Origin of the sequence: Candidatus Amarobacter glycogenicus, assembly GCF_016704105.1 — a bacterium.
GTDB lineage: Bacteria > Chloroflexota > Dehalococcoidia > Tepidiformales > Tepidiformaceae > Amarobacter > Amarobacter glycogenicus.
Genome location: NZ_JADJAT010000001.1, coordinates 685,740 through 711,924 on the forward strand (window position 1 = coordinate 685,740; position 26,185 = coordinate 711,924).

At 65.2% G+C, this 26,185-nt stretch carries 24 protein-coding genes; 12 read left to right on the forward strand and 12 right to left on the reverse strand.

Features of this window, described 5'->3' with window-relative positions; genetic code table 11:
- From IPG14_RS03535 to IPG14_RS03550, 4 genes are all read right to left on the reverse strand, one after another.
- Complete coding sequence (locus IPG14_RS03535; RefSeq protein WP_343385131.1) at positions 1-774, reverse strand: hypothetical protein; 774 nt, start codon at positions 772-774, stop codon at positions 1-3.
- Between the two features lie 201 nt (positions 775-975).
- Complete coding sequence (locus IPG14_RS03540) at positions 976-1,623, reverse strand: class F sortase (RefSeq protein ID WP_343391048.1); 648 nt, start codon at positions 1,621-1,623, stop codon at positions 976-978.
- A 106-nt stretch (positions 1,624-1,729) separates the two neighbouring features.
- Positions 1,730-2,443, reverse strand: a complete 714-nt coding sequence (locus tag IPG14_RS03545; RefSeq protein ID WP_343390903.1) for a class F sortase — start codon at positions 2,441-2,443, stop codon at positions 1,730-1,732.
- Positions 2,444-2,470: 27 nt separating this feature from the next.
- Entirely contained in the window at positions 2,471-3,178 is a 708-nt protein-coding gene (locus IPG14_RS03550; RefSeq protein ID WP_343390904.1) for a hypothetical protein, read from the reverse strand.
- Positions 3,179-3,282: 104 nt separating this feature from the next.
- Here IPG14_RS03550 and IPG14_RS03555 point away from each other — a divergent pair, with 104 nt between their 5' ends.
- Both IPG14_RS03555 and IPG14_RS03560 read left to right on the forward strand, forming a co-directional pair.
- Positions 3,283-4,509, forward strand: a complete 1,227-nt coding sequence (locus IPG14_RS03555) for a helix-turn-helix domain-containing protein (RefSeq protein WP_343385134.1) — start codon at positions 3,283-3,285, stop codon at positions 4,507-4,509.
- A 314-nt stretch (positions 4,510-4,823) separates the two neighbouring features.
- Positions 4,824-5,729 carry a CAP domain-containing protein gene (locus IPG14_RS03560; protein ID WP_343390905.1) on the forward strand — a complete coding sequence of 302 codons (906 nt, stop codon included), beginning with the start codon at positions 4,824-4,826 and terminating at the stop codon, positions 5,727-5,729.
- A gap of 80 nt (positions 5,730-5,809) precedes the next feature.
- Here the strand turns inward: IPG14_RS03560 and IPG14_RS03565 are convergent, their stop codons facing one another.
- The 3 genes from IPG14_RS03565 to IPG14_RS03575 all read right to left on the reverse strand — a co-directional run bounded on the left by IPG14_RS03565 (position 5,810) and on the right by IPG14_RS03575 (position 11,805).
- Positions 5,810-6,544 (reverse strand): hypothetical protein, encoded by a 735-nt coding sequence (locus tag IPG14_RS03565; protein ID WP_343390906.1) that lies wholly within the window; start codon positions 6,542-6,544, stop codon positions 5,810-5,812.
- Between the two features lie 65 nt (positions 6,545-6,609).
- Positions 6,610-10,464: a hypothetical protein gene (locus IPG14_RS03570; RefSeq protein WP_343390907.1), complete on the reverse strand. Its 3,855-nt coding sequence runs from the start codon at positions 10,462-10,464 to the stop codon at positions 6,610-6,612.
- A gap of 285 nt (positions 10,465-10,749) precedes the next feature.
- Positions 10,750-11,805 carry a hypothetical protein gene (locus IPG14_RS03575; RefSeq protein ID WP_343390908.1) on the reverse strand — a complete coding sequence of 352 codons (1,056 nt, stop codon included), beginning with the start codon at positions 11,803-11,805 and terminating at the stop codon, positions 10,750-10,752.
- Positions 11,806-11,980: 175 nt separating this feature from the next.
- Between IPG14_RS03575 and IPG14_RS03580 the strand changes: the two genes are divergently transcribed.
- The 3 genes from IPG14_RS03580 to leuD all read left to right on the forward strand — a co-directional run bounded on the left by IPG14_RS03580 (position 11,981) and on the right by leuD (position 16,781).
- Positions 11,981-14,692 (forward strand): DUF2325 domain-containing protein, encoded by a 2,712-nt coding sequence (locus IPG14_RS03580; RefSeq protein ID WP_343390909.1) that lies wholly within the window; start codon positions 11,981-11,983, stop codon positions 14,690-14,692.
- 77 nt (positions 14,693-14,769) lie between these two features.
- Entirely contained in the window at positions 14,770-16,176 is a 1,407-nt protein-coding gene (gene leuC / locus IPG14_RS03585) for a 3-isopropylmalate dehydratase large subunit (RefSeq protein ID WP_343385140.1), read from the forward strand.
- Positions 16,177-16,178: 2 nt separating this feature from the next.
- A complete protein-coding gene (leuD, locus tag IPG14_RS03590; RefSeq protein WP_343390910.1) occupies positions 16,179-16,781 on the forward strand; it encodes a 3-isopropylmalate dehydratase small subunit in 603 nt (200 codons plus the stop codon).
- A gap of 187 nt (positions 16,782-16,968) precedes the next feature.
- On the opposite strand, the gene IPG14_RS03595 is transcribed toward leuD, so the two are convergent.
- A complete protein-coding gene (locus IPG14_RS03595) occupies positions 16,969-17,934 on the reverse strand; it encodes a hypothetical protein (protein ID WP_343390911.1) in 966 nt (321 codons plus the stop codon).
- 53 nt (positions 17,935-17,987) lie between these two features.
- Between IPG14_RS03595 and aat the strand changes: the two genes are divergently transcribed.
- On the forward strand, positions 17,988-18,746 hold the full coding sequence (gene aat / locus IPG14_RS03600) for a leucyl/phenylalanyl-tRNA--protein transferase (protein WP_343390912.1): 759 nt from the start codon (positions 17,988-17,990) through the stop codon (positions 18,744-18,746).
- Positions 18,747-19,049: 303 nt separating this feature from the next.
- Here the strand turns inward: aat and IPG14_RS03605 are convergent, their stop codons facing one another.
- Positions 19,050-19,508 (reverse strand): RidA family protein, encoded by a 459-nt coding sequence (locus IPG14_RS03605; RefSeq protein ID WP_343390913.1) that lies wholly within the window; start codon positions 19,506-19,508, stop codon positions 19,050-19,052.
- A 151-nt stretch (positions 19,509-19,659) separates the two neighbouring features.
- Between IPG14_RS03605 and leuB the strand changes: the two genes are divergently transcribed.
- Positions 19,660-20,748, forward strand: coding sequence for a 3-isopropylmalate dehydrogenase (gene leuB, locus IPG14_RS03610; RefSeq protein WP_343390914.1), 1,089 nt, complete (start codon positions 19,660-19,662; stop codon positions 20,746-20,748).
- Between the two features lie 39 nt (positions 20,749-20,787).
- On the opposite strand, the gene IPG14_RS03615 is transcribed toward leuB, so the two are convergent.
- Positions 20,788-21,186: a cupredoxin domain-containing protein gene (locus IPG14_RS03615; protein WP_343385147.1), complete on the reverse strand. Its 399-nt coding sequence runs from the start codon at positions 21,184-21,186 to the stop codon at positions 20,788-20,790.
- Positions 21,187-21,411: 225 nt separating this feature from the next.
- On the opposite strand from IPG14_RS03615, the gene IPG14_RS03620 reads away from it, so the two are divergent.
- Positions 21,412-22,548, forward strand: a complete 1,137-nt coding sequence (locus IPG14_RS03620; protein ID WP_343390915.1) for a citrate/2-methylcitrate synthase — start codon at positions 21,412-21,414, stop codon at positions 22,546-22,548.
- Positions 22,549-22,673: 125 nt separating this feature from the next.
- On the opposite strand, the gene IPG14_RS03625 is transcribed toward IPG14_RS03620, so the two are convergent.
- The gene (locus tag IPG14_RS03625) at positions 22,674-23,384 is read right to left on the reverse strand and encodes a flavin reductase family protein (protein WP_343388132.1); all 711 of its coding nucleotides are present in this window, start codon (positions 23,382-23,384) and stop codon (positions 22,674-22,676) included.
- 74 nt (positions 23,385-23,458) lie between these two features.
- Complete coding sequence (locus IPG14_RS03630) at positions 23,459-23,842, reverse strand: helix-turn-helix transcriptional regulator (RefSeq protein ID WP_343385150.1); 384 nt, start codon at positions 23,840-23,842, stop codon at positions 23,459-23,461.
- A gap of 192 nt (positions 23,843-24,034) precedes the next feature.
- On the opposite strand from IPG14_RS03630, the gene tsaE reads away from it, so the two are divergent.
- From tsaE to IPG14_RS03650, 4 genes are read left to right on the forward strand one after another with little or no spacing between them, the layout of a single operon-like run.
- Positions 24,035-24,511 (forward strand): tRNA (adenosine(37)-N6)-threonylcarbamoyltransferase complex ATPase subunit type 1 TsaE, encoded by a 477-nt coding sequence (gene tsaE / locus IPG14_RS03635; RefSeq protein ID WP_343385151.1) that lies wholly within the window; start codon positions 24,035-24,037, stop codon positions 24,509-24,511.
- The gene (tsaB, locus tag IPG14_RS03640; RefSeq protein ID WP_343390916.1) at positions 24,508-25,113 is read left to right on the forward strand and encodes a tRNA (adenosine(37)-N6)-threonylcarbamoyltransferase complex dimerization subunit type 1 TsaB; all 606 of its coding nucleotides are present in this window, start codon (positions 24,508-24,510) and stop codon (positions 25,111-25,113) included. Before tsaE ends, tsaB begins: the two co-directional genes overlap by 4 nt.
- Before the next feature lie 28 nt (positions 25,114-25,141).
- Positions 25,142-25,597: a nucleoside-diphosphate kinase gene (gene ndk / locus IPG14_RS03645; protein ID WP_343385153.1), complete on the forward strand. Its 456-nt coding sequence runs from the start codon at positions 25,142-25,144 to the stop codon at positions 25,595-25,597.
- Positions 25,569-26,183, forward strand: coding sequence for a TIGR00730 family Rossman fold protein (locus IPG14_RS03650; RefSeq protein WP_343390917.1), 615 nt, complete (start codon positions 25,569-25,571; stop codon positions 26,181-26,183). The genes ndk and IPG14_RS03650 overlap by 29 nt, the downstream gene beginning before the upstream one ends.
- Positions 26,184-26,185 lie beyond the last annotated feature (2 nt).

The window sequence follows — 26,185 nt, forward strand, 5'->3', positions numbered from 1 at the left end:
CTAGAAGGTGTAGCTGATCGTGACGCCGCGCAGCTTCGAAGCGGGGCCGCCGGTGAGGTCGACCACCAGGAAGTAGACGTTCGCGCCGTTGTCGACGGTGTGAGCGAACGCGGTGGCGGTCTGTGGCGAACCGCCGGCACTCGATAGCACCTCGGCCAGCTTGTAGACGGCGGACGAAGTCTCACCGTTCGTCAGGGCGGTGTAATCGAGGCGGACTTTCACGGTATCGCCGGTGCCCTCGAACGCCGCAGTCATCGTAGTGATGGTGGCGCCGTGGGGCAGTGTGACCGGTGCGAAGTAGCGCTGGGAGGCGACGTCGTTGCCGGCCGGCTTCACCTCGTTGAAGTTCTTCTCATAGATCGCCAGGTCGCTCATGGGCATGAAGGTGCTGGCAGCAATCGAGAGCTTCCCCGAACCCCCGGACGGCGTGGTCCCACCCACGCTCCCCGTATTCAGTTCGCCGGCGGCCTGTGTGTACTGCACCCAGATCGCGTCACCAGGGTTGATCTGGGCGAGCGTGTTCACGTAACCGGGCACACCTGGCGCGTAGAGCTGGTAGGTCTGCGCGACCGGGTCCCAGCGGTAGACGGCCGCGTATTGCCCTGCAATCCCGCTCAGGGCTTCCGAAGGTGCAGCCGAAGCGCCGAGGTAGGAGATGTTATTCCAGCCGTGGAGCAGCTGAGCCGCGGTCGCCTGGCGCCCGTTGCCCGCCACCGCGCTGAAGCCCGTGACCACCGTCAACGCCAGCGTCGCGAGAGCGAATCGAATGCGCATCGCCGCAAACCTCCGGGCACACCGTGTGCCAGTACTGGAGGCAGCGTAGGGAGTAAGGCGAACTCCCTTAATGGGCGGAAGCCCGATGTGGCCGAGGGGCCATGTCCTCGATCCCTGCCGGGAAAACCCCTATCCGGCAACGTGGACGGGCCGACTCATCGCCGGCCCGTTGTGTAACCCACCGTGAAGCCCGCGGGCTGGCTACGGGATCCGCTTCGCCACGACGACATCCCGGGAGATGTACTCCTGGCCGGTCGAGTCCAGTTCGCCCCCGCAGGTGATGAGCGTGACCCATTCGTCGTAGTCTGCCTTTTCCTTCGGCCAGATGATCGCCCCCATGTCGATGGTGTCGCGGTGATACCGCTTGTTGGTGATCACCTCGTAGGTGTACTCCGTACCGTTCTCCATTTGGACGATGACCTTGTCCCCGGGCACGCTCTTCGCCAGGCTCACGAACGGCGCCGGGATGCTGTGGTAATAAACGTGCGCCGAGAAGATCGCGTTGCCGCTGAAGCCGGGCTTGGCGTAAATGTCGTACCAGCCGATCGACTTGTTGGTGTCCTTCGGCGTATCGAGTTCGCCGGCGGCGTTTATCGCCAGGTATTCGATGGGCGCGTCTACATTGAAGCGCGGAAGCTTGAGCCGGGAGACCTTCCCATTGAACGGGGTCGGTGTCGCCGTGGGGAGCGGGCGAGGGGTATTGGTCGCGGTGGGCGCCGTGGTCGGGGTCTCGGGCGGGGTCGTCGGGTCGGGGGTTGCCTCCTGCGGGTCATCGCTGCCACTGCAGGCGATGCCAGCCAGGAGGACCAGAGCGCCGATCGCAAAGACGGCCAGCGAGAGTGTTCGCACAAGCTTCAAGAAAGGTTCTCCGCGGGAGAGAGGTCGGTTCACCCTAGCAAAGCGCCCCGGAACAGGACAGGAATTCCCTTGCGCATGGGAAACGGTCCGTTAAGGCTCAGGCGATGCGCTTCGCGATGACGACATCGCGGTCGAGGTACTCTCCGAGGCCGTTTTCCTGCGTCTGCTGGAACCGCCCGCCGCAGGTGATGAGGGTGATCCACTCCTCGTTCGCGGGACGGGTAGGAGCATCGATCAATTCGCCCATCGGGATCGAGTTCACGTCGTAACGCTGGTAGAAGATGACCTCGTAAACGTAGGCCGGGCCATCCTGCATCTGGATTGTGACCTTGTCGCCGGCCTTGATCTTGGCCAGGTTCGCAAATGGGCCTTGCTTGAAGTTGTAGTTCACGTGGGCTGCGAAGACCGCGTTCTTGAGGAAGCCTGGCTTCGGGTAGATGTTGTACCAGCCGACTTTGCCGACGCCGTCCTTCGGTGTTTCGAGCTGATTATTCGTGATGCCGATCTCTTCGATGGGGTGATCGATGGCGACCGATGGGGCGATCATGCGCGCTATCGAACCATCGAAGGGGAGCGGCGTCGGCGAAGGAGTCGGGACGTCCGTCGGTACAGGAGTCGGCGTGTCCGAGGGCACCTGGGAGCGGAGGTCGAACGGCGCGGTGGTTGCCGCCGCTGCCGGGCCGCTGTCTTCGTTCGAGAACGCGAAACCGGCCACGAGCAAGGAGAGGCCCGCGACGAACGTGAAGATGGCGGCGTATGGCAGAACTTTCATGATGCCGGTCGGCACGAGGCCGTATTCACTCCCTTCCATCGTATACGACAGATAGCCAAGGCTAGATTAAGCCCCTGCGTCTTCATCTTTCGGCCTGCCGCGCCCGGCGAGGTAGATGCCGGCGCCTCCACCCAGGGCTGCCAGTGCGCCGACGGCGATGAAGATCACCGTGAGCACCGGCGAACCGCCGCTGTCACCGGCCCCCGCGGAGTCGTCCGGCCCGCTCCCGGCCCCGGTGGTCCGGGAGACCGTGGACGTCCCGAACTGGACGTCATCAGTCGGGGGCACACCCGTCGGCCGCGTAAGCGCGGGACTTACCGAAGGCACCGCGGTCGAGCCAACCGCGGTGCTAATGGCCGACGCGATCGTGCCGGTCGCCGACGGGAGCGGGATGGGCGGGGCTGCCCCGGTGGAGAGGTCGAGCCGGATCGGTCCTGGCTTCCAGGTCGCGGTTTGAATGGCGACCGTCCCGCCGATGGTAAAGGTCACAGTCGAACCATCCCGGGCACAACCGGGGCGCTGTGATTCATGCACGACGTAGAGCACGTAAGCGGTCGTCTCGCCGTCACGGAGCACGGGTCGCTCGCCGGGCGCCGCCTGGGTGCAATCGAAGCCTCCAACGAGCCCTCGAACCTCAGTTCCAGCTTCAGCCGGGCGGCCATCGACGGTCACGCTGCCGTAAAACGTCGCGGGCAACTGCGGTTGGGCAAGCACCGCCGTCACGGTCACGACCGTCGCGATGAAAGCAGCCAGCGGGACCGCGAGAGTTCGCACCTGGACCATCCTAACGGGCGCGGTGGGAGCCTCAAGTTCAGGACCGGACTGGACTTTGTTGACGCATCCGGCATACCTTATGTCCCCACCTTATGGGAGGTGCCGTGGCGGGGATTGGTGAAGCGCTGCGCTCAACTCGAGAGCATCGCGGGCTTAGTATCGACCAGGTCGCACAGGACACGCGGATCTCGCCGCGCTTCCTGGAGGCGCTGGAAGCCGAGCAGTTCAACGAACTGCCCGCGCCTGTCTATGTGCGCGGCTTCCTGCGTTCCTACGCCAATTACCTCAAGCTCGAACCCCAACCGCTCCTTGACCGGCTGATCGGCGGAGATGTGGCGATGCCCGGCGGCGCAGGCGGCTACGTCGGTGGGAACGGCCGGCCGGCCTCCCGCAAGAACGACCCTTTCCAGCGCGGCGGAGTCGTCACAGCATCCCCCGCGCCCCGCACCGCCGGAGTTGGCCCCATCCCCTTGCCGGCGACGGAACCCGAAGACGACGGGTGGGCGCCCGAACCGCTCGCCCCGTTCTCTCTGCCCCCGGCCGACCACGGTTACATCCCCGGCAGCGACCTCATGGAAGCGCCGGAACAGACGGCCTACGAGCCCTACCCGGAACCCGAACCAATCTTTCGCCCGCGGACGCCCGGGGTGCTTGCCGAGCGCCCGCCAGGACCGAACGAACCTGGCATCCCGCGGCGAGTGGCGTTGTTTGGCGGCGCCGTGGCGGCCGTGCTCGGCTTCCTCCTCCTCGCGGTCTTCCTGACACGCGGGGATGACGAGGGCACGGGGCAGGCGGTAGCCACCGGCGGAGGCACCCCGGCCGTCACGCCGGGTACCGTGATCCCGCTCGGGAGCCGTACCCCCACTCAGGCTGCCGCGATCGTCACTGCGACGGATTCAGCGACGGCGAGCGTGACCGGCACGGTAACGGCTTCAACGACACCCGGGACACCGACTCCCCAAGCGACGCCCGCTCCGGGGACGACCGTCACACCGACGCCGACGGCATCCGCCACGCCAACCCAGACGCCACCCCTTTCGACGCCGACGCAGTTCGTGCCAACGCCTACACCCACGGTCGGGCCGCCTCCACACCCTTCCACGTACTCTGCGTGCGACACCACCCGCGCAACGGAGAAGTGCGGAAGTTCGTACGTCCGGGTCATCTGCTACCCACCCTTCGCCGAAAACGACCCCACCGGCAAGAACAACAACTACTTCGTGGATGTGTCGGGCGCCTATCCCCTCCAGCCAGGCTGGCGAGAAACGACAGTCTACGCACCCGTTTCAATCGGGCCGGTCATCGAAGCTGGGCGAAACAGCTGCCTGTAGGGAGTCCGCTCCGCATCTCGCCTGCTGCCCCATGAGCCTACCGGTCTTCGCGGCCGCGTCGTCGATTCCTGCTGTCCACCCCTGCCTCCCGTTCATACAGATATCTTCTTTCGCGGTCACCTCCCCATCACCCTTAAGAAACCCTTAGGTGTGGGCGCCCGACCCTTAGGGAACAAACGGGTTGCCACGCTCCAGAGCTGTCACTTTCCCGTCCACCCCGCGTCCATGTGGTCATCTGCGTATGCCGTCGAAGCCCCATCTGTGACCCGGGTGGAAACCTCCACCGAGCCCGCGGGTCCCCGGTGGGGTTGGACATGGCAGGTTTCGAGAGGACGCGCGTTTACCCGGTCGGCGAAGCCGTCCGCGAGTGGCGCTGGGGACGATTCGCGCCCCTGTACATCGCCGGCATTGCCGCCGGCATAGCTGCCGGAATCGGCATCGCGACCTGGCCCGCAGAGACGCCAGCGCTCCGCGAGCACTCGGTCTCGGCCGCGCCGGCGCCGGTCATGGCCACCATTGACACTTCTCCGGCGTTCGTCCTCCCTCCGGCGCCCGAGTTCCAGCCGAACCTCGCCGCCGCCGTCACGACCGAACTCCCGTTTGAGTACTACCCGGCGATGGAGATGGTGCTCGCAGCGCCGGCAGCGGTCCCGGAACAGCCCAGCGCTCCCGCGGCGCCGCAGACCGTGGACGCCACGCTTCCCGCACCTGCGCCCGCCGTGCCAGTCCAGGCGCCGCCGCCAGCGGTCGAGGCCGCCGTTCCAGCCGCGCCGCCCGCGAAACCCAACTTCTATGTCCCGGCAGTCTCGGCGGCGCCGGCCACCGGCCTGGAAATCCAACTCCTCGACCAGATCAACGCCGAACGTGCGAAGGCCGGCCTCGCGCCTTACGTCCTGGAGTCGGGGCTGACGCAGATCGCCCGGACACGGTCGCAGCAAATGATCGACCAGAACTACTTCGCCCACCGCGACCCATACGGGTACTCGATGTACGTCGAGTTGCTGGCTCACTTCGGTTACAGCTCGTACGCATGGGCCGGTGAGAACCTGGCGATGAACAACTGGCCGGCGGAGACCTCAGTCGCCGAAGCAATGAACGGCTTAATGAATAGCCCGACCCACCGGGCGAACATCCTCGCCGGCGACTTCACGCGCATCGGCATCGGCGAAATCACGACGTCCGACAGGCGCCACTACTTCACGATGATCTTCCTCAGCTAACAGGCTTCTCGCACCAACCCCCCAGTGCAAAGGCCCGCCGGTTTCGGCGGGCCTTTCGCTTTCCATCGAACGGAACTGACCTATTCGGATGGTGGGAGAAGGTCGTTCCCGCCGGAGTCCCGGTTGTTCCGAGCCATGAAGTAGCCAACTCCGCCACCCACCGCGCCAATTCCCCCAAGCACCAAGAGGGCAATCGCCCAAACCGGTACTCCGCCATCGTCGCCATTTGCGGAGGCTGCCTGCTGACCGGGCGTTGCGCTGGTCATACCGCCCTGGGGCGCTGTCGCGACCGGCGATCCCGCCCCCGGGCTGCCCGGGGGAATGGTCGCGACCTGGCCGGCAGTCTGGTTGGGCTGCGGTGTCACGCCCGGTTCCGGTGTCCGCGTGGGCGCCGGCGTCGACGTGGGGATCGCCACCGGTGTCGCGTTCCCGAAAGTCACGTCCATTCGCACGAGCCCGGCACTCCACTTCACCGGCTGGGCAACGAAACGGTCGCCAATCTTGATCCGCACTTCCCTGTTCTCCGCCCCGCAGCCGGGCGTCTGCGATTCCGAAACCACATCAACCACGTAGACGGTGACCCGGTCTGAGCCTTCGCCCGCGTAGTACGTTTTCCCCCCGAGACCACACTGCACGCTGCCGATGTAGGCCTCGACCTTCACGCCTTCCGGGACCGGTCCACTGGAATCGGAAATCGAGCCCAGTACCGTGGATGGCGGACTGAACTGCGCAGCGACTCCCGCAACGGCGAGAGCGGGGATGAAGAGGGAGCCAGAGAGCACGGCGAGCCGCCGCACTGCGGGCGAAAAAGTCATGATTCGTCCATATCGGGTTGGATTTGGGCCTCCTCCGAGGTTACGGAGGAGGCCTGCTAGGCGCACTACTTCGGTAGGGTTAGCGTAAACGGCTGCTTGACCAACACCCACATAAACACACCGTTGCCGATGGTGTCGATCGTGTTGACCCCCGCCGGGGCACCCGGGATGTAGTGCGACCACGTCTCGAGCGTTGCGTCCCAAACGTAGATGGCCGTCACCTTGTCCTCGAAGGCGGAGAATGCGGTCGCAATCGAAACAGAGCCCTTTCCGGTTGGCACCATGTTCCAGCCGGCGGCCAGCGGCACCTCGACTTCGTTCCCAAACGGGATGACGATGTCCATCTTCAGCTCGCCCTCGCCGTCCAGTGGGAAGCTGACGAGCGGAGACAGGTCAAGGCGCGTGCCATCGCACCAGACGGTGCTGATCGGGTAGTCCTCCCAGACCACGCTCATGTAGTCGCTGGCGCCTTCGAGGACTTCGTTCTCCGCGCCGAGCCAACCTTCTACCGCAGCCCCCGGTCCGCCGGGGAACGTCTTGCTTTCTCCAGGCTCAAGCAGCCCGATCATGTCGAGTTCCTCGGCATTTCCGACATCGGAGCCTGAACTCTTCAGGGCGAACCCACCGAGGTTGACGAGCTTGTCGCCAAAGTTCTTGACCGTTATTGCCTCTGCACCGGTGCATTGCAGGTTGGTGATTCGGATGTCGCCGGGAATGGGAGATGGCGGAGCGGGGAACGTGACGGTGACATTCGTCAGCGTCAGGACACTGTTCGTCACCTTTATCCATGCCTGGCACTCGTCCGGTTGATCCGCGATCAGGGGCGGCCGGGCGATGTGTGTGTTGATCGGATTGCCCAGCAGATCGCGAGTATCGAACGTTGTAGTCGTCGCGAATCGGCGCGTGCCGTTGATTGCGTACGGCCGGTCGGCGGCTTCAATAATCACCCCGTCGCCGGCATCGATTTCGAAGGTGACCGGGACGCCGAGGGTATTGTTGTAGTTCGCCGCATCACAGAAGCCGTCACGGTCGCGCAGGTGGGCGACGACGTACTTAATCTGGGGCGAGTCCGTGTTGACGATCGTGACGTCCTTGTAACCGGCCCAGCGCCAGACGGTTTCGTCGACGTTGCTCGCGACTGCCGGGTACTTGCCCCGGTTCCCGGCCTGCGGATACTCCGCGACCGCGTAGTAGCGGGTCTTGCCGGCAACCTCTTCCGGTTTGCAGTGCGGGTTGCCGGTTATCGCGTTCGGTGCGCAACCTTCGTAGCTCAGGTTCCTGTCACCGAAGGTATCGACCGAGGCCTCACCCTGGTCATCGGACAAACTGCTCATCATCCGCGGCCTGGAGAGTGTCCCGAGAATCGTCGTGGCCTTCGTATGGGGGTTTACGTTGAACGAGAAGTCGTCTTCGGTATCCGGGATCAAGAATCCCGAAGCGCCGTGCTTCACCTTGGCCTTGTAGTTGTTGATCACGCCCTCGTTCTCCATGAAGAACGTGACGATCGACATGGGCATCGTGACTGACCCCCATGGGGTCCGAAGGTTGGACTCGCCCTTCAGCCGCTCCCAATCGTCCGGGAGGATCCAACGATCGGCCGGCACTGTGCGGCCGTCAGGCTTGGTCTCTTGCGGCCTGCCGGAAGGGTTCGTGCCAACGAAGTACCCCCGGACATTGGCCGTCACATCGCCGAACGTGGAAACGAACTGATCCGGAGTCGATTCGAGAAGCACATCCTCGAAGAGCAGGTAGAAGATGGGGAAGGCGACTTTCGAATACGGGTTGTTCTCAATGAACACCTCGACATCGACTTCGCCCTGATCCTCGCTTTCGTAGACCACGCTTGTAGAACAGGATTCTCCGAAGTCCCCGACCGCATGGTCCGGTCCGCGCAATTCGATACCGTTGCCAGCCATGAATGAGCCGGGCTGGCCCTTCGGGCGGACGAAGTGAACGGGCATCCCTTCGCACGTTTCGTTGCTGGAAACTGCGTAGGTGATGGTCACGAACTGGCCGGCCCAGGCGACACGTGGCGTCTTCATGGCCGGAAGGAAGCTGAAGCCCATGTCGACCCACTCATGAGGGAGGGCGGGCGTATTGGGAGCGAGAGGGTAATAGACGTCGATCTGGACGCGCACCGGCACGCCGGGCGAACAGCCGCCTGAGTTCAAGGTAGAGAACTGGAAGTCGTCGGGGGACGCATCGGTGTCGCCGTAGGCGGGTGAGAACGGGTTGGCATCGCCGTTGTTGAGTTCGAACCGGCCCCCGACCGAGATACCGAACACGACGGTCGGCTTGGCGAAGGTTGGCGAGTCGGAGTCCGGCACCACGAAGTATCCGCAGCCGCCAATGATCTCGGCACGGATGAGCACCCCGTTCAGTAGTTGTCCGTCCTTTGACTTCCCGGCAGTGGTGTGCGAACCGAGGACCCACTCAGAAAGCGTGGCGTTGCCCAGGTAAGTTCCATCGGCAAGGTTGAACGAAAGCGGCACTGTGATCCGCGTGTACGTGACCTGGTCACGGTCCGGCGAACCGCCGCTGGTGATGACCGTTTCGTCAATCCGATTCCACTCCGCGATCAGCGGGCCGGCACTGCCAGTGGACCCCACGCCGTTCCCGTCCGAGTCGGAGTCGAAGAATGCCTGCTGGGGTATGGATACCCCGACGCCGTTGGCCGGCGCGTTGCTGAAGGTAACGAAAATCGCGTGTTCGCCCGGGGCGCCCGAATAGTAGCTAAAGCAAATCGTCCCATCGGCGATCGTCGAACTGAGCCGGGGCTGATGTGCCGGGGTCTTGTGGAACACGGAAACACCGCCGTTGCCCGGCGCATCGGGCGGAGACAGCGGATTGAAGGTGACCTGGTTGCCAGCAAGCGAATCAAAGCCGTTTGTCCCGATGAGGCAGACGTAGTGCGTCATGCCAATGACGAGCGGGCCTGACCGCTGGCGCGGCGGGACCTGCCCGTCGATGGTCACGTGGCGAAGCTCCACAACATCGCGGATGTCGATCAGGACGTTGCCGGGAAGGGCGATGGAAACGGACTGGTCATCCACGTCCTGATCGCGTGAGCCGATGTCGACGCGGTTGTAGACGGCGTCGAAGTTGAACGTGACCTGGATGTCGTTTTCGCCGTCGGTCGAGGCTATGCCCGCGCACCACTCTGTTCCGACCTGGCGGACGTAGGCCACCCAGACCGTGCCGATGAATGTGCCAGACGGGGCGAAGTCGGCCGTACGCACATCGTTGACGGGGTCCGGCTCAACTCCGGCAAGGCCGCCGGCATTGGAGGTGCTGCCCGTCAGGAATCCACTGTCCCAACCAGTGGTGCAGACTTCCGCCGGGCCGCCAACCAGGCCGTCGCCGATCTTGCCGAGCGTGACGGTCACGATCGGTATGTCCTCGATCGCGATCACCTGCTCCGCGCCGGCAAAGTCGTAGTGCCACTCAATCGTGAGGTTCTTGTAGCCGGGCTGGCCGTACGCCACGGCACAGTAGACATCGGACGCCGCCGGCGTGACGCCATCGAACGTGGTTGCTGCGCCCGCGCCGGCCACCGGGCCGTACGGCCCCCAGACGTACGCTCCGGTCGAGGGAAGCGGAACCTCCACAATCGGGGGCGAGGTTGGGTCGATCGGGTCGGTGGCGAAAGTCCGGAAGCCAAAGGCAGAGGGCGGGATCGCGAAACTGACGATCGGAGTCACGCCCGCGATGTTCGCATCGAGGCAGTAGCCGTTGCGGCTGACCGCGCTGGCAGGAAGAGCATGGGAGTTGGTGCCGGCGAGAATCCGCGGGGGATACGGCACGGCTACCGGGGAGTCGCTGGTATCGAAGGTGCTGAGCGGGTCCCACGCAGGCCCGGACGGATCGAAGACGGCCTTGACCTCGACGGGCACGGCCAGCCGATCCGCAGAGATCAGCATTACGAAAAGAACCAGTGCGGCAGGTACAAAAAACCGCCGGGTGGAACGCGACATGAGTCCCCCTGGGACTTACAACGCACCCCGCCGGCGAGTGGAAGTGGTAAAGCAAGCGCGTCTCGACCCGCGAATGCCCACCGTAGGCTCTGCCAGTTATGGCCGAAACAGCCCGCTAAGGTCAAGCTTCGGTTTGTAAAAACAACGTGTGGGCCGCCAAAGAGTTAACCCCTGTGCGCGGGCCAGCGCGCACAGGGGTCTGCCTCCTGACCAACAGCTAGAGAGGTAGTCCTAGCGCTGGCTGCGTCCTCGCACCGTTGCTGCCGACCAGGCCGAAACGGGGAGGAGGGTCGCTACCGCACAGGTGACGAGCAGCAGCGCGAACATGCTGAAAGAGTTGGATTGGCCACCCGGGGCCGTGTTGCCGGCGCTCGGCGGCAGGGGGCTGCCGGGGCCTTCCTGGCGGGTGCCGCGTACTTCGCTAACAGGCGTTTCTCCCGGGGCGAGTGAATCGACCGGAATGGAGACTTCAGGCGAGGCGGGCAGCGCCAGGCAGGGGACGATACGGAAGCTCACGCCGGCGACATTCGACGCCAGTTCGATGGTCGTTTCGCCCGAGACGGGAGCGGCTACCGCGTAGTACGCGCCTTCGTCGCAGCCGAGCGCGGTGTCGTTCCCGAGGACCTGGCGCACTGTGTAGAAACCGTACGGGAGCGAGCCCGTAGCCACGCTCGCCGTGGATGCGTCGCCGCTCGTGCCTGCCGACAGCGAGGCGACGACCTGGCCAGAAGCGGAGGAAACTTCGAAGCGCCACGTGCGAGCCGCTGCGTCAGCACCAGCATCGAGCGTGACGGATACACTCACTTTGCCCATAGGGGCGAACTTCGCCTGCCCACTCGCGAGCACCTCGGGGCCGTGACGAACGGTGAGTCGCGCCGTGCCCTCGGTTTCGCGCGTCACAAAGACCGTCCCTTCAGCCACGTTCGCGGCGACGGGGTCGATGGATGCGACCGCGGCGAGCGTGCCGCCTTCGACGTCGAAATCGAAGCTCGGCAATGAGGCCGTCTGGCCCTCGACCCGGATGCGGAAGATGGCCGTTTCGCCGAGGGCGACGGTATCCGCCGTGGGCGCGACGGAGACGGTGTAAGACGAGGCGGCGGCGGCCGGTTCGCTGGCGCCGAAAGACAGGCCGAGGACTGCCAGGGATGCGATGGAAGCGAGCGCGAGGCGGGCGAATCGAGTCATGTCAGCCGTTACCGTGACCAGGACGAACCAGGCTTGCTCCTCACTTCCCGGGTGAGTGCCGCCGGATTCCTTCCTGCCACCTCTTTGTATCTGGCTGTCCACTACTCGACCACTTCAGTGAACGCACAGTGACCATACCGCAGGCTGTCAACACGGCGCCATATGAGGCGCGTAAGAACGCAACCGGTCGGTCACGCTGCTGATACCCGGTTGTCCACTGCGCTGAGTAGGCGTTCCCCCGAGTCCAGCCCCCTCAACGAGGTGGTAGATTCCATGGGTGATTCGCCTTCGCGCCGAAGAGCATCGCTACCTCGTGGCCGCGGGCGGGCGCGAGGAGGCGCTCGCCCGAAGGATCCCCGGGTCTCGTTACGTCGCGGCGGCTCACGCACTCCAGGTTCCTCGTCAACCGGGGACTATTAACGCGCTCGACCGGCTCTTCGGGCCCGACGGGTGGGGACACCCGGCAGACCTCGCCCTCGAGGTGGTCGAGGCCCGTACGCGCGCATACGCACCGGCACAGCAGGAAGCACACGTTTCCCTCCAGGGCAACGAGCTTTCAGTGGAGTGCGCCTTCGGCGACAAGGAGCTGGTGAAGCTGGTGCCGGGTTACCGCTGGTCGGCTCCCCAGCGAAAGTGGTTTCTCCCGGCCTGCCCGATGGCCGCCGAGATCCTTCACGAGCACTTCCAGCAGCTCCTCCACCTGGCGCCCGAGGTCGTGGCCTATCTCGAACTGAAGCGCCGGGACGAAGAGACTTCCCTTGAGCGAGCTTCCGCGGCGCCCCCGGCGGACGAGGCGCCTTCCGCGGAACATCCGGACTTCACCGGCGACGAACGCATCGAGCCCAACCATTACCGCGACGCGTCCGACGCAGCGCCGTCCGCAGCCCTGATCGAGCGGCTCACCGTTGCGATCGTTGCGCTCGAAAGCGCGATCACCCGGCTGACGGAGAAGCTCCCGGACGGGACAACGCCGGGCGACGCATTCGAGCCTGCGATTGCGCCCCCAGCTCCGGTTGACGCCGTCGCTACACAGGGCGGGCGCCCGTGGCAGGACCTCCTTGCGCTTGCGGAAACAGATCCCGTCGAGGCGCTTCGCCGCCTGAGCCCACAGTTGCAGCTCGCCGGCGAGGAGGGCTTGCCCGCGCTTCGGGCCATCACCGGCATCGCATCCTCCCTGGCCGGCGACCACGCAGAGGCGCTCACCTTCCTGCGGAAAGCCGAAGAACACTCCGCGGTGCCGCTCGATCCGGAGCTTCGCCAGCCAGCGCGGGCGGCCTACCGCGACTCGATCTTCGCTCTCGTCTCCGCATCGTGCGGACCGCAGCGGCCGGTCGCCTCCATCGAGGGGCTCGAAGAACTGATGCTCGGAGAGTTGGTGCACAACTCCGGGTTCGATGACGCGAAGCTTGCCGGTCGCGAGGCTCTGGAACTCCTGAGCTTCCTCATGGACGACGCCCACTTGAGGGCATTTGACCGCCGTCTGAGCGACCACTGCCGGCTTCTCCACCTCCTCTCCGTGGCACGCGGCGGGCGCTGGATGGCGGCGGAGCGCGTTATCGAAATGCTTCACCAGCGCGAACTCACAGACGACGGTTTCGCGCTCGGGATCGTCGTCCTGGCCAACACTGTCTTCGAACAGCCGTGCATGGATGAGTGGCTCTTGCGTTGGCCTCCGGAAGTCTCGGACACGGGATTCGACGACCTCCGTTGGATCGTGTCGACCGGCGTGCCGCGTCTGCGCTCGGTTGGCCGGACAATCGCGGCGGAGGCGGCCCTCGCCATGCTGGGCCTCATCTCGGCAGCCCCTGTCGATGTCGCCCATATGGATGAACGCCGGGAACTCGTGCGTTTCATCCCGCCCGGGGCATCGGCCCGGCGATACGCAGAATTCCTGGCGGGATACCAGCTCGCCGCCGCCGGCCACAAACGCGTCGCCCAGGACTTTCCAGGCTACCTCCAGATTCTTGCCCAATCGCCACTGCGGACCTCTGCCGGGCATCTCCTCACGGTCTTCGTCAGTGACAGCGGTGGCGCGGCGAGCACAACCCGCCGGATCGCAGAGGAGGTCTTCCTCGACTCTGCCTTGAACCGGGGCGTTGGCGACCCGGAAGCCGAGGTCCTCGAACTCCTCGACATGCTGGGAGAAAGCCCGAAGGGCGACCGCCTCATGAACGAGCTCGGGCGCGCCGTCGAAGAGGACGCCTTTCCCGGCGCGAGCACGTTCAGCCATGCCCATCGCGTCACGCTGTTCGAGCGTGCGTTCCGCCAGGCGCTCAAGGCAGGGCACGACGTGGACTGCGTCGAGGCCTTCGATCGGCTGACGCGCGAACTGGTGAAGCACGGCGAGACGGAGGCTTTGCGGACCATGTGCATGGGTGTGGCGCCGGGATTCAAGCCGCTTCAACTGCCGGTTGGCCAGGCGTTGCTGACACTCCAGCTCGAGGCCGGGGAGCCATTCGAGGCCACCGCCGAGGCGGTCCTGCGCCAGTGCAACCCGGCCGACCCAAAGGATGAAGGGACACACGAGTTGAAGGGCCTGGCCCTGGCCTTCCCGCGTTTCCGCGAGTTCCTGGAGGCGAAGGAGGTGCCTCCGCAGGCCATCGACCCGGGTCTCCTCGCGGGGAAGCGGCTCCTGGTGGTGGGCGGACACGAATGGCTGCGCAAACTCGCCATGCCGCGCTTCGAAGAATGGGGAGTGAAGACCACCTGGCTCGAACCGGATGCGGCGAAGAACGGGGCCCAGGCGCTCGACCTGGCATCCGGCAGCACGGACCTCATCATCGTCAACACCGCCTGCATCAGCCACGCGGCGAGCGGCCGCGTGAAGGAGCAGGCCGAGAAGGCGAGCACCCGCTGGGCGTACCACCATTCACGGGGCGTGGGGGCACTGCTCTCGATCGCGCGTGAGTCGCTGGCAGATACGGAACCGCCGGTCGTGGAGACTCGCGTCCCGACGAAGCACGACCGTCGCAGAAAGCTCGTCAGGTAGCAGCCCCTTCACATTCCGTCTGGTACGATCAGCCTTCCCAAAATTCCACTCCTCGCCCACTCCGGAGCAGCCTTCCCATGAGTCAACCGCGAACGGTCATCCAGAAAATCTGGGATAACCACGTCGTCCAGAGTGAGGCCGGCAAGCCGGACCTGCTCTACATCGACCTCCATCTCGTCCACGAGGTCACCTCGCCGCAGGCTTTCGAGGGCCTCCGTATCGCGGGCCGGAAAGTCCGCCGTCCCGACCTCACGCTCGCCACCGTCGACCACAACGTGCCGACGATCGACCGCGACAAGCCATGGTCCGACCCCCTCTCGATCCAGCAGGTCGAAGTGCTTCGAAAGAACTGCGAGGAGTTCGGCGTACCGCTCTTCGGTGTCGGCGATATCCGCCAGGGCATCGTGCATGTCATCGGGCCTGAGCAGGGACTGACACAGCCGGGTATGACCATCGTCTGCGGAGACAGCCACACCGCCACGCATGGCGCGTTCGGAGCGCTCGCCTTCGGCATCGGGACGAGTGAAGTCGAACACGTCCTCGCAACCCAGACGCTCGCGCAGGGCAAGCCCAAGACGATGTCCGTCCAGGTCGATGGCGAGCTCCATGCGGGTGTCACGGCAAAAGACGTCATCCTCGCCGTCATCCGCGAGATCGGTGTAGCCGGCGGGGTCGGCCACGTGATCGAATACCGGGGCGACGTCATCCGCAACCTCTCGATGGAGGGCCGGATGACTGTCTGCAACATGACGATCGAAGGCGGTGCGCGCGCCGGGCTGGTTGCTCCCGACGAGACGACGTTCGCCTACATGCAAGGCCGGAAGCATGCGCCCCAGGGCGCGGACTGGGAGAAGGCCCTCGCCGCCTGGCGCCTGCTGCCAACGGATGAGGGTGCAGAGTTCGACAGTTATGTAAACTTAAACGGTGCCGATATCGAGCCATGCGTGACATGGGGTACGACGCCTGCCCAGAGCGTCCCCGTCACCGGGCGCGTCCCATCGCCCGACGAAGCAGGAAACCCCCAGGCGAAAGAACTCGCCGAGCGCAGCCTGGTGTACATGGGGCTCGAAGCTGGCACGGCCATCCAGGATATCCAGCTCGACCGCGTCTTCCTGGGCTCCTGCACGAACTCGCGCATCGAGGATCTTCGGGCGGCAGCAGCCATCGTGAAGGGAAGAAAGATCGCAGGGACGCTCAGCGCGATGGTCGTCCCCGGCTCCGGCCTGGTGAAGATCCAGGCCGAACAGGAGGGTCTCGACCGGGTCTTCAGAGATGCGGGCTTCGAATGGCGGGAGGCCGGCTGTTCCATGTGTCTCGGAATGAACCCGGACATCCTCCTGCCGGGCGAGCGCTGCGCGAGCACTTCGAACCGCAACTTCGAAGGGCGCCAGGGCCGCGGCGGGCGCACCCACCTGGTGAGCCCGCAGATGGCCGCCGCCGCCGCAATCGCGGGCCATTTCGTAGACATCCGGGAGTGGAGCTAACCATGAAAAAGTATGAAACCGTCACCGGCCGGGCGATCCCGATGAACCGGGCCGATGTGGATACCGACCAGATCATCTCCAAGGAGTTCCTCAAGCGCATCGAACGCACCGGCTTTGGGCCGTTCGCTTTTGATGACTGGAAGAACGACCCGGACTTTGTGCTGAACAACCCGGAATTCAAAGGCGCGCCGATCATGGTCACGGGCCCGAATTTCGGCTGCGGGTCATCGCGCGAACACGCTCCCTGGGCGCTGGAGGATCTCGGCCTCAAGGCGATCATTGCACCCTCGTTCGCCGACATCTTCCGCAATAACTGCGCGAAGATCGGGCTGCTGACAGTGGTGCTTCCCCAGGCGGACTGCGATTACCTGATTTCGCGCTCAGAGGAACTGAACTCCGCCGAACTGGTGGTCGACCTGGCAACCCAGACCGTCTCCACAAGGGACGGTTCCTGGACACGGTCTTTCCAGATTGACCCGTTCGTGAAGGATTGCCTGCTCAACGGGCTCGACGAGATCGGCCTCACGCTCAAGGCAGCTGACGACATCGCTTCATTCGAGACAAAGCGCTCGCCGCTCTACCCCTCGACGGCGGCTCTCGCATGAGCAGTCGACGACCGAGCCTGGGGAGTGCCGTTTCAAACTGGCGGGAATACGACGCCTCATTCGGGACGAAGCTTCGGATGCTGCTGCGTAACAACTGGCGGAAGGCGCGCACCCGCAGCAACTGCTGCGGCAACGACGGCGAGCCCGGGTGCTGACAGACGCCTCAAGAGCCCGGTCCGGGCTCGGATTAACGCGACGGCGGGGCCTGGTTCGCCAGGCGCGCCTCCAGCTCGCCAATCGCGCGTTCGGTAGCAGCATCCTTCGGGGCAAGGCGGAGCGCCTCGAGCGCTGACCTGAGGCGCTTCTGCGACATCTCGCGCGGGAGCGACTCGATGAGCACCCCGACCAGTTCCGGGCGGCGCGAGGCGACGATTGTCGAGGCAAGGAACGCGTAGACCTCTGGCTGGGGAGCGCGGGACAACAGATCCCCCACCAGGCGGGTGACAGACGGAGAGGCGGGCAGACTCGAGGCAAGGTCCGCCAGCGCCACAATGATCGCTTCGTTCTCTGAGCCCGAAAGTTCTTCGAACACTGATTCGAGATACTCCATGGGCACCGGCGCGAGTGAGCGGATCGCCTCGGCCGTAACATCGGCATTCACGGTTGACGGTGCGATTGCCAGCGCCAGCAGAAGTCGCGTCTCGCCGAGCACCGCCAACAGCCGAACAGCGGTGAGCGAAGGCTCGCCGCTGAACTCGTTGGCATCGCCGCTGGCGACGGCCCACGCTGCTGCGTAGGCAGCGCGCTCCGGGTCGAGGACGCCGAGGAGAGCCAGGCCGGCGGCACGAATCATCTCCCCATTTCCGTTGACGCCTGACTCGAACTTCCTCGCCGCATCGATGGCGATTCCCCGGTCATCAGCGCTTCGCAGATGCCAGAGCGCTCGCAACGCTTCGACTCGCACCGGACCTGACGGATCCCGCTTCGGTCCGCTTGCAGCGAAGTACGCATAAACGTCACGCAGGACCGGACCGTCCGAAGGCCGGACGGTTTCTCCCAGGGATTGCAGCGCCAGTTTCACCAGTTCCGGGCTGCCTTCGTCCGCCAGCACCTCCATCGCGAGGTCGTGCAGCAGCGCCGGATCGGACCGAAGCGCGCGAAGCCTGTCCACCTTGCGGCGTGCTTCGGAAGCCGAAGAGACCGTTCGCTTCATGGGCCGAGAGTATCGGCCACCGCGTCAGTCACTGTCGCGTCGTTGCGGCTGGGATGGCCGTACCGCAAGGTTCGAGCGTGGAAGCGTGGCTCTGTGACTCAGGCGGGCGGCCGGCGCCGGTCGCCATCGACGTCCAGACACTCTGCGCGCCGCAGCCGATGCCACCCTGCCCGTGGCGATTCCCAGATGCGCGGCTGGCGCCGCCGAACGGTCTCCTCGCCGAGGGTGCGGACTTCGCGCCGTCGACGATCGTGGCGGCCTATGGCGCGGGCATCTTCCCCTGGCCGCACGAAGATGCCGAGTACCTGTGGTTCTCGCCGGACCCGCGAGCGATTGTCCCGTTGGACGGCCTGCATGTTTCGCGCCGGCTGGGCCGCACAATTCGTTCGGGCCGGTTCCACGTCACCGTCGACGCGGCGTTCGAACAGGTGATGCGCGCCTGCGTCGTGCGCCCCCACGACGGGACATGGATCACTCCCCGGCTGATCGAGGGCTATACCGCCCTCCATCACCTGGGCTGGGCGCACAGCGTCGAGGTGTGGGATCCCGGCGGCGAGCTTGCGGGTGGACTCTACGGTGTGGCCGTCGGCGCGATGTTCGGCGCCGAATCGATGTTCCACCGGCAGCGGGACGCCTCGAAAGTCGCCGTGGCCGCGCTCGTGCAGCATTGCCGGGAAATCGGCGTGGAACTGCTCGACGTGCAGGTACTCAACGAACACACCGAGAGCCTGGGCGCGGTACAGATCGGCCGGGATGAGTACCTGGGGCGGCTGGCCGCGGCGGTCCGTGGGAGGGTGGACTGGCAGCGATAGGGCACGCGAACCCGACTGTCGCCTGGTTGCCCAGCCTATCCGGTGCAGAGCGTTCGGGACTTCTCTCGCGCGTGTGGCCGGGAAGCCGCTCACGCAGCGACGAATACGCTGTCGAGAATCCCAGGATCGACGTAGTCGCCGTGTTCGATCCGATCGGCGATCACTCGCAAGAGGGGGGAGGCCCCCCGGGGGGCCCCGAGGGCCACCCCCGGCCCCCCGGCCCCCCCGCCCCCCCCCCCCCCCCGCGGCAACCCCAAAACCCCCGCCCCCGCCCGGCCCCCCGCCCCCCTCGGCACGTGCCGCTCACGCGACCTCGACGATCATCTCGATTTCAACCGCGATGTTGCGCGGCAACGCGAACATCCCGACGGCGGACCGGGCGTGGCGACCGCGTTCGCCGAAGACCTCGACCAGGAGGTCACTCGCCCCGTTGATGACTTCCGGCTGGCGCGTGAAGTCGACCGTACAGTTCACCATGCCGAGCAGTTTCACCACGCGGGCGACGCGCTCCAGGTCGCCGAGCTCCGCCTGCAAGTTGGCAAGCAGAGCGAGCATGGCCCAGCGGGCGGCGGCATAGCCCTGCTCGACGGTCAGCTCGCCGCCGACCTTCCCGGTCACGAGTCCTCCATCGGGCAGGTAAGGGCCGGTACCGGAAAGAAAGACCAGGTTGCCGGTCCGCACCGCGGAGACATAGTTCGCCTGTGGCGGGCGGGGGGTGGCGAGTTCGATCCCAAGTTCGTTCAGGCGCTGGGCAACGGTCATGTCGGGCTCCCTTCGGGCCGAGGTGGATGTTGAGGCGCGTATCGTACGCCGCCCTCGGTCGCGGGCGACACGCGGCGCACGCCGGAGCTATGGGTTGGATAGCCGCGTTGCCTTGGACTGGGGCACGTTCCCGCCCTACGATCCCCGCACTATGGCTACCTTTCGCATCCTCCTCACCCCCGGCGACGGCATCGGCCCCGAGGTCCTCGAAGAGTCCCTCAAGGTCCTCGGACGCATCGAAAAGCGTTTCAAACACGAGTTCCAGTATGAAGAGGAGACGATTGGTGGCGCCGCGATCGACAAGTACGGCGTCGCCCTGCGGCCGGAGACCGTCTCGAAGGCGAAAGCATCGGCCGCAGTTCTGTTCGGAGCAGTCGGGGGGCCGAAGTGGGACGACCCGAAGGCGACGGTCCGCCCGGAAGACGCCATCCTCGGGATGCGCAAGCAACTCGGCCTCTTCGCGAACCTGCGCCCGGTCCGTATCAACCCCGAGATGATCGGCGAGAGCACTCTCAAGCCTGAAGTCCTCGAAGGCGTCGACATGGTGGTCATCCGGGAACTGACCGGCGGCCTCTATTTCGGCACGCCGAAGCGGCGCTGGGAGAGCGCAAGCGGTCGGCAGGCCGTGGATACGTTGCGCTACTCGGAGAAGGAGATCGAGCGGGTTTGCCATGTCGCCTTCGGGCTCGCCCGGCAGCGCCGCAAGAAAGTCACAAGCGTCGACAAGGCGAACGTCCTCCGCACCGGCCAGCTCTGGCGCGAAGTGGCGACGGAGATCGGCAAACAGTACCCGGACGTGGAGCTGGAACACATCCTGGTCGATGCCTGTGCGATGTATCTCGTGCGCAAGCCCGCCAGTTTCGATGTGATCGTCACGGAGAACATGTTCGGCGATATCCTCACGGATGAGGCGGCGATGCTCGCCGGATCGATGGGGATGATGCCTTCGGCCAGCCTGGGGCGGCGCAAGAAGGACGGCACGGGCATCGGCCTCTACGAGCCGATCCACGGCAGCGCACCGGACATCACCGGGCAGAAGAAGGCGAACCCGCTCGCGATGATCCTGAGCGCCGCGATGATGCTGCGGCTTTCTCTCGGCCTCGAAGCCGAGGCGGCCGCCATTGAGGTTGCTGTCGATGCCGTCATCAAGGACGGTTACCGCACCCCGGACATTGCCGGCAAGGGAGCGAAAGTGGTGGACACTGCCAGGATGGGCACCTTGGTGGCCGAGCGGCTTTAAGAGGGTGATTGAACCAAGCTGGCTCGAAGTGACACCGGTTCACTCCACCGTGATCGTGCCCACCATCTCGGCCTCGTGATAATCGCAACGGAACTTGTAGATGCCCGGTTCCAGCGGCACTTCCCAGGTGAGACTCCCCGTCTGTCCACCGTTGATCGGCTCCGGCGACGAAATCCATGGGCTTTCCCGGTAGACACCGCGCGATGAGGCGATGTGCATGTTGTGGGGCAGCTTCCCGACGTTGGGAAGCTCGAAGGTGACCGTTGTCCCGGCCTTCACGGTGATGTCGGCCGGCTTAAACCAGTTGTCGAACATCTTGATTTCGACAGTGTGGCCGTCGCCGGCACCCTCACCATCGTCGCCCCCGCCGCAGGCTGCGCCGGCTATCAGTGCCGCCATGCCCAGCACACCCAGGGGAAGAAACCACAGGCGGCCCATACACACGCTCCCTCGGTCTTGTCGCGCCATCGTCTCAGGATCCCCGGATTGGGGCACGGGCTCCCCGGCCACTGTTCGGCGTTCCACCGGGCCGAAATAGTGGCGCCCCCGATGGGCGCCGCGGCGCCCATGTTGTAGCACAGATTTAGCGACTGCCCGACGGACACTGGGCGTGAACGGTGGTAAGCTCGTCCGGCTGTATACAATCTCCAAGGAGCACCTGAAGTGACATCCGAAACCGTCGCCCGAGGCCTCGAGGGCGTGAATGTTGCCGCCACGAAGCTCTGCCGCATCGATGGGATGAAGGGCGAACTGATCTACTCCGGGTACGACATTTACGACCTGGCCGACCACTCCACTTTCGAGGAAGTGGCCTTCCTCCTTTGGAACCTTCGCCTCCCGAACGCGGCCGAACTCACGGCGCTCCAGGACAACCTGCGCGCAGAACGCCCGCTCCCGGACCTCGCATCCCGCATCCTTCGCGAGATCGTCGGGCAGATCCGTCCGATGCGAGCACTGGAGATGTCGGTCATCATCTCTGGCGCGCTCGACCCACAGTCCAGCGACCTGACGAACGCTCAGCTCAAGGTTACGGCGGCCCGGCTAACGGCTCGCATGCCTACGGTCCTCGCGACGTACCATCGCCTGCGCCAGGGACTCGAGCCGGTGGCGCCTCGCGACGACCTCGGCCACTCGGCGAACTTCCTCTGGATGCTCAACGGGCGCGAACCGAACGAACTCGAAGCGCGCGTATTCGATGTAGCGATGATCCTCCACGCCGAGCACGAGATGAACGCCTCGACGTTCTCGGCGCTCGTGACGGCCTCGACGCTGAGCGACATGTACAGCGCGATCGCCTCAGCGATCGGCACTCTGAAAGGCCCGCTGCACGGCGGCGCGAACGAAGCCGTGTACAAGCTCGTCGATGCCATCGGGACCGAACAGAACATCCCTTCCCATGTGGAAGCACTGCTCGCCCGCGGCGAACGCGTGATGGGTATCGGGCACCGCGTCTACAAGACGACCGACCCGCGAGCCATCATCCTCGAAAAGCTCGGCCACGAACTCGCAGCCGTTTCGGCGGATCGCAAGTACTTCGACCTCAGCCTGAAGCTCCGCGACTACCTCGCGCGCAAGCTCGAGGGCAAGCCGCTGTACCCGAACGTCGACTTCTTCAGCGCCTCGGTCTACAAGATGCTCGGCATCCCGAGCGACCTGTACACGCCGATCTTCGCGATGTCGCGGATCACCGGGTGGACCGCCCACTTGCTGGAGCAGTACGCCGACAACCGTCTCGTCCGCCCGAATGCGCTCTACGAAGGCGCCGGCAACCGGGAATACGTGGCTATCGCCAGCCGTTAAGGCTTCGCTGAAGTGACACGAACTGAGGCCTGGGCGACGCCCGGGCCTCAGTATTCGCACCGGAGTGGCAAGAGCGGAGAACGTTCGAGGCGAGACCGCCGCCTGCGATTCGAAGATGTCCCGACCTAGAACACGCTCCGGTGCTCTTGCGCCTCCGCGCGCTTCTTCTGGGTAAGGCCCTCGTCGCCCTCAAGCTTGGCCTCCTCCGCTTCTTGCGCCGTCTCTTCCTCGCGGCGCTCGCGCTCTTCGACGGTCTCGAGGACGAGGCCGCCGTTCACGTCGACTTCGACGACGGCATCCAACGGGTCGCCGATGACGGCGTAGCGGGTCCCCCCGATGAAGGTCAGGGGGCTGAATTCGCGCTCACGGAGGAGCCATTGCTGCGCATAGGCCTCGTCGTCGGCCTGGACCTTCACGACATTTCCGACGAAAAGCGAGTGGTCGCCGGTGCGGACGACATCGGAGAGGGTGCACTCGATCCATGCCAGGCAGCCCTCGATGAGGGGCGCATCGATCATCATCGGGTTGAAGAGTTGCAGGCCCGAAGACTCGAGTTTGTTGTTGTTCACGCCGGATTGCGTGCCCAGGAAGGCCGTCTGCTTCAGCAGCCGTGGGCCCGGGATGTTGATCGCAAACCCGTCGCTGAACCGGATCATTTCCGAGGTGTGGCGTTGGGGATGGACCACGATCCCGACGAGCGGCGGATTGATGGAGAGCGGCGCCGTCCATGCGATGGGAGCTGCGTTCGTGATGCCGCGCCAGGACGTTGTGACGATGGCAACGGGGCCGGGATTGAGCATCCGGCGCGCGTCGGCGGGGTCGCAGAGTCGCCGCATCGGGGGAATCGCCTCCACACGGAGAAGGCCGGGTAAGCCCGGCCTTCATTGGTTCGTGGGGAGTGTAGCAGGCCTTAGTGGCGGCCGTTGCCGTTGGAGGACATCCGCCGCCAGCGGAGGAAGTTCCAGTAGGCGAGGAGCTCCGGAAGGTCTTCCGGGTGCTTCTCCAGTTCGCCGATAAGCTGGGCGATATCGCTGTCCTTCACGTACAGCATGTCGCCGTCATCGCCGAGGAAGTAGTGGAGCGGCCGGTTCAGGATCCGGGCGACACTGAGGAGCATGTCGATGCCCACGGAACGCTGGCCGGCTTCGTAGAGGCTGATGGCGCTCTGCGTGGTGTTGAGCGACTGGGCCAGTTGGCCCTGGCTCATCCCCGCATCGCGGCGTGCGGTGCGAATCCGGTTTCCAAGACTCGCCGAGACTGGCGCCTTTCCGCTTTCGGACGTGGCTTTAATCATGTTGGCTTTCGACTCCGAGATGCCCCGATATCCCGCTCGCCGGGGTATGGCAATGCCAACTCAAGGTACGAAGTGCAGCGGGTTGGGTCAATCGGGATCGACCATCCAGGCGCTTACTCCGCCGATGTTTTTACCGTTCGGTCGGTTCTGGGCGCGTGTGGCATAAACCGAGCCGTGCCTATACTCGGAGCAATGGCCGAAACGCATGACCTCGAACTGGCCTCATCGAGCGAAGAAGATACGCGCGCAGTAGGCGAGCGGCTGGGCAAACAGCTTCGCAAAGGCGATATCGTCCTGCTGAGCGGTGAACTCGGCGCGGGCAAGACCTGCCTGACACAGGGCATCGGGCGCGGGCTCGCCTGTGCGGGCCAGGTGAATAGCCCCTCCTTCGTCCTGATGAACGAATACTCCGGCCGCGAGACGCTGTTTCATGTCGACCTTTACCGGATCGAGGATGTCGAGGAACTCGACGACCTCGGCCTCTGGGACTACGCGGAACGGGGCGTCCTGGTGATCGAATGGCCCGAACGCGGAGCAGAGCTGCTCCCGGGGGACGGCCTGGTGATCGAGCTGGCAACCGGTGGCCTCGGGGCGCGCAGCCGCCGCCTGAAGTTCATCCCTCGCGGCCCGCGCGGCGAAGAACTGGTCGCGTCGTTCGGCGCGGCGTGAACACCATCCTCTGCATCGACACCGCCTCGGACCGGTTCGCGATCGGTGTGGACCGCAACGGGCTCGTTACATCAATGGAAGACGAGGCCCGCCAGGACCACTCCCGCATCCTCCTTCCGGCCATCGCGAATCTCCTCGGCGGTGATAGCCCCGATGCGATTCTCGTGACGATCGGCCCGGGGGCCTATGCCGGCATTCGAGTCGGGATCGCCACCGCCGAAGGACTTGCCCTCGCCCGGGGCATCCCCGTCTATGGTATCGGGACGCTCGAGGCGGCAGCTCTCGCCACGGGCTCTCGCGATGGAATCGTCATCCAGCCGGCGGGGCGCGGCGCGTTCGCGGCGCAGCGGTGGGCCAACGGCGAGCCAGCGGACTCACCCGTGACGGCAACGCCGGTGGACCTGGAAGGCAAGAACCTCGCCGGAGAGGGAGCGGGCGCGCTCGGCGGGATCGAGGCCGGCGCGAGGGAACGAGTGGAGGCGAGCCTCCGAGACCGCGCACCCCGAATCAGGGCGGGCACGCTGGAGACAGGCGCCGAGGCGTTCTACCTGCGGGAGCCCAGCATCACGCTTTCGCGACGGCAGCAGGCCGCCGCTTCGTAGCAGACATCTCTTTCTGGAGTTACCCAATTTGGAACGCGAACGCACCCTCTTCCTGGTCAAACCCGATGCCGTACAGCGCGGACTCGCCGGCGAAATCATCAAGCGGCTCGAGAGCCGCGGCCTGAAGCTCGTCGGCCTGAAGCTGATGCAGGTGACGCGCCCGATCGCCGAGAAGCACTATGCCGAACACAAGGGCAAGCCGTTCTTCGAAGGCCTCGTCCAGTTCATCACCAGCGCCCCGGTGGTTGCCGCGGTCCTCGAGGGCACGAACGCCATCGAAATCGTCCGCGCCACGAATGGTTTGACAAACCCGCTCAAGGCCGCTCCGGGCACCATCCGGGCGGACTTCGGCCTGGAGATGGGGCGCAACCTCGTCCACGCGAGCGACAGCCCCACGAGCGCGGCCCGCGAAATCAAGATCTTCTTCAAGCCATCGGAACTGGTGGACTGGACGCGTGACTCCGACAGGTGGATCTACGAGTAACCCACTGAAGCGTGTCTGCGTCTTCGCCGGCTCCAGCCCCGGGAACGACCCGCGCTTTCTCGACGCTGCTCGAGAACTGGGCGCCGCCCTCGCCCAGCGCGGGGTCGAGCTTGTGTACGGCGGCGCCAACGTGGGCCTGATGGGCGCCATGGCCAACGCCGTCCTCGAAGGCGGCGGCCACGTGATTGGCGTGATCCCGCGCCACCTGCTGGACTTGGAGGTGGCCCACACGGGCATTCCCGACCTTCGCATCGTCGAATCGATGCACGAGCGGAAAGCGCTGATGGCCGAGCTCTCGGACGCCTTCATTGCCCTCCCAGGTGGCTTCGGCACGCTCGAAGAAACCTTCGAAGTGCTGACCTGGCGGCAACTCGGCCTTCACCAGAAGCCCGTCGTGATCTTGAACGCCGGAGGCTACTTCGACGCGCTGGTGGCGTTCCTGGAACACATGGTGAAGAGGCGGCTGCTCTCACCGGAAAACCGCGCGCTGCTGAGCGTCGAGACGTCTATCGAAGCGATGTTCGCGGCACTGGAACGCGAGGCTACGGAAGGCGGCGGGAAGTGGCTGGACCGCGACCTGACCTGAGC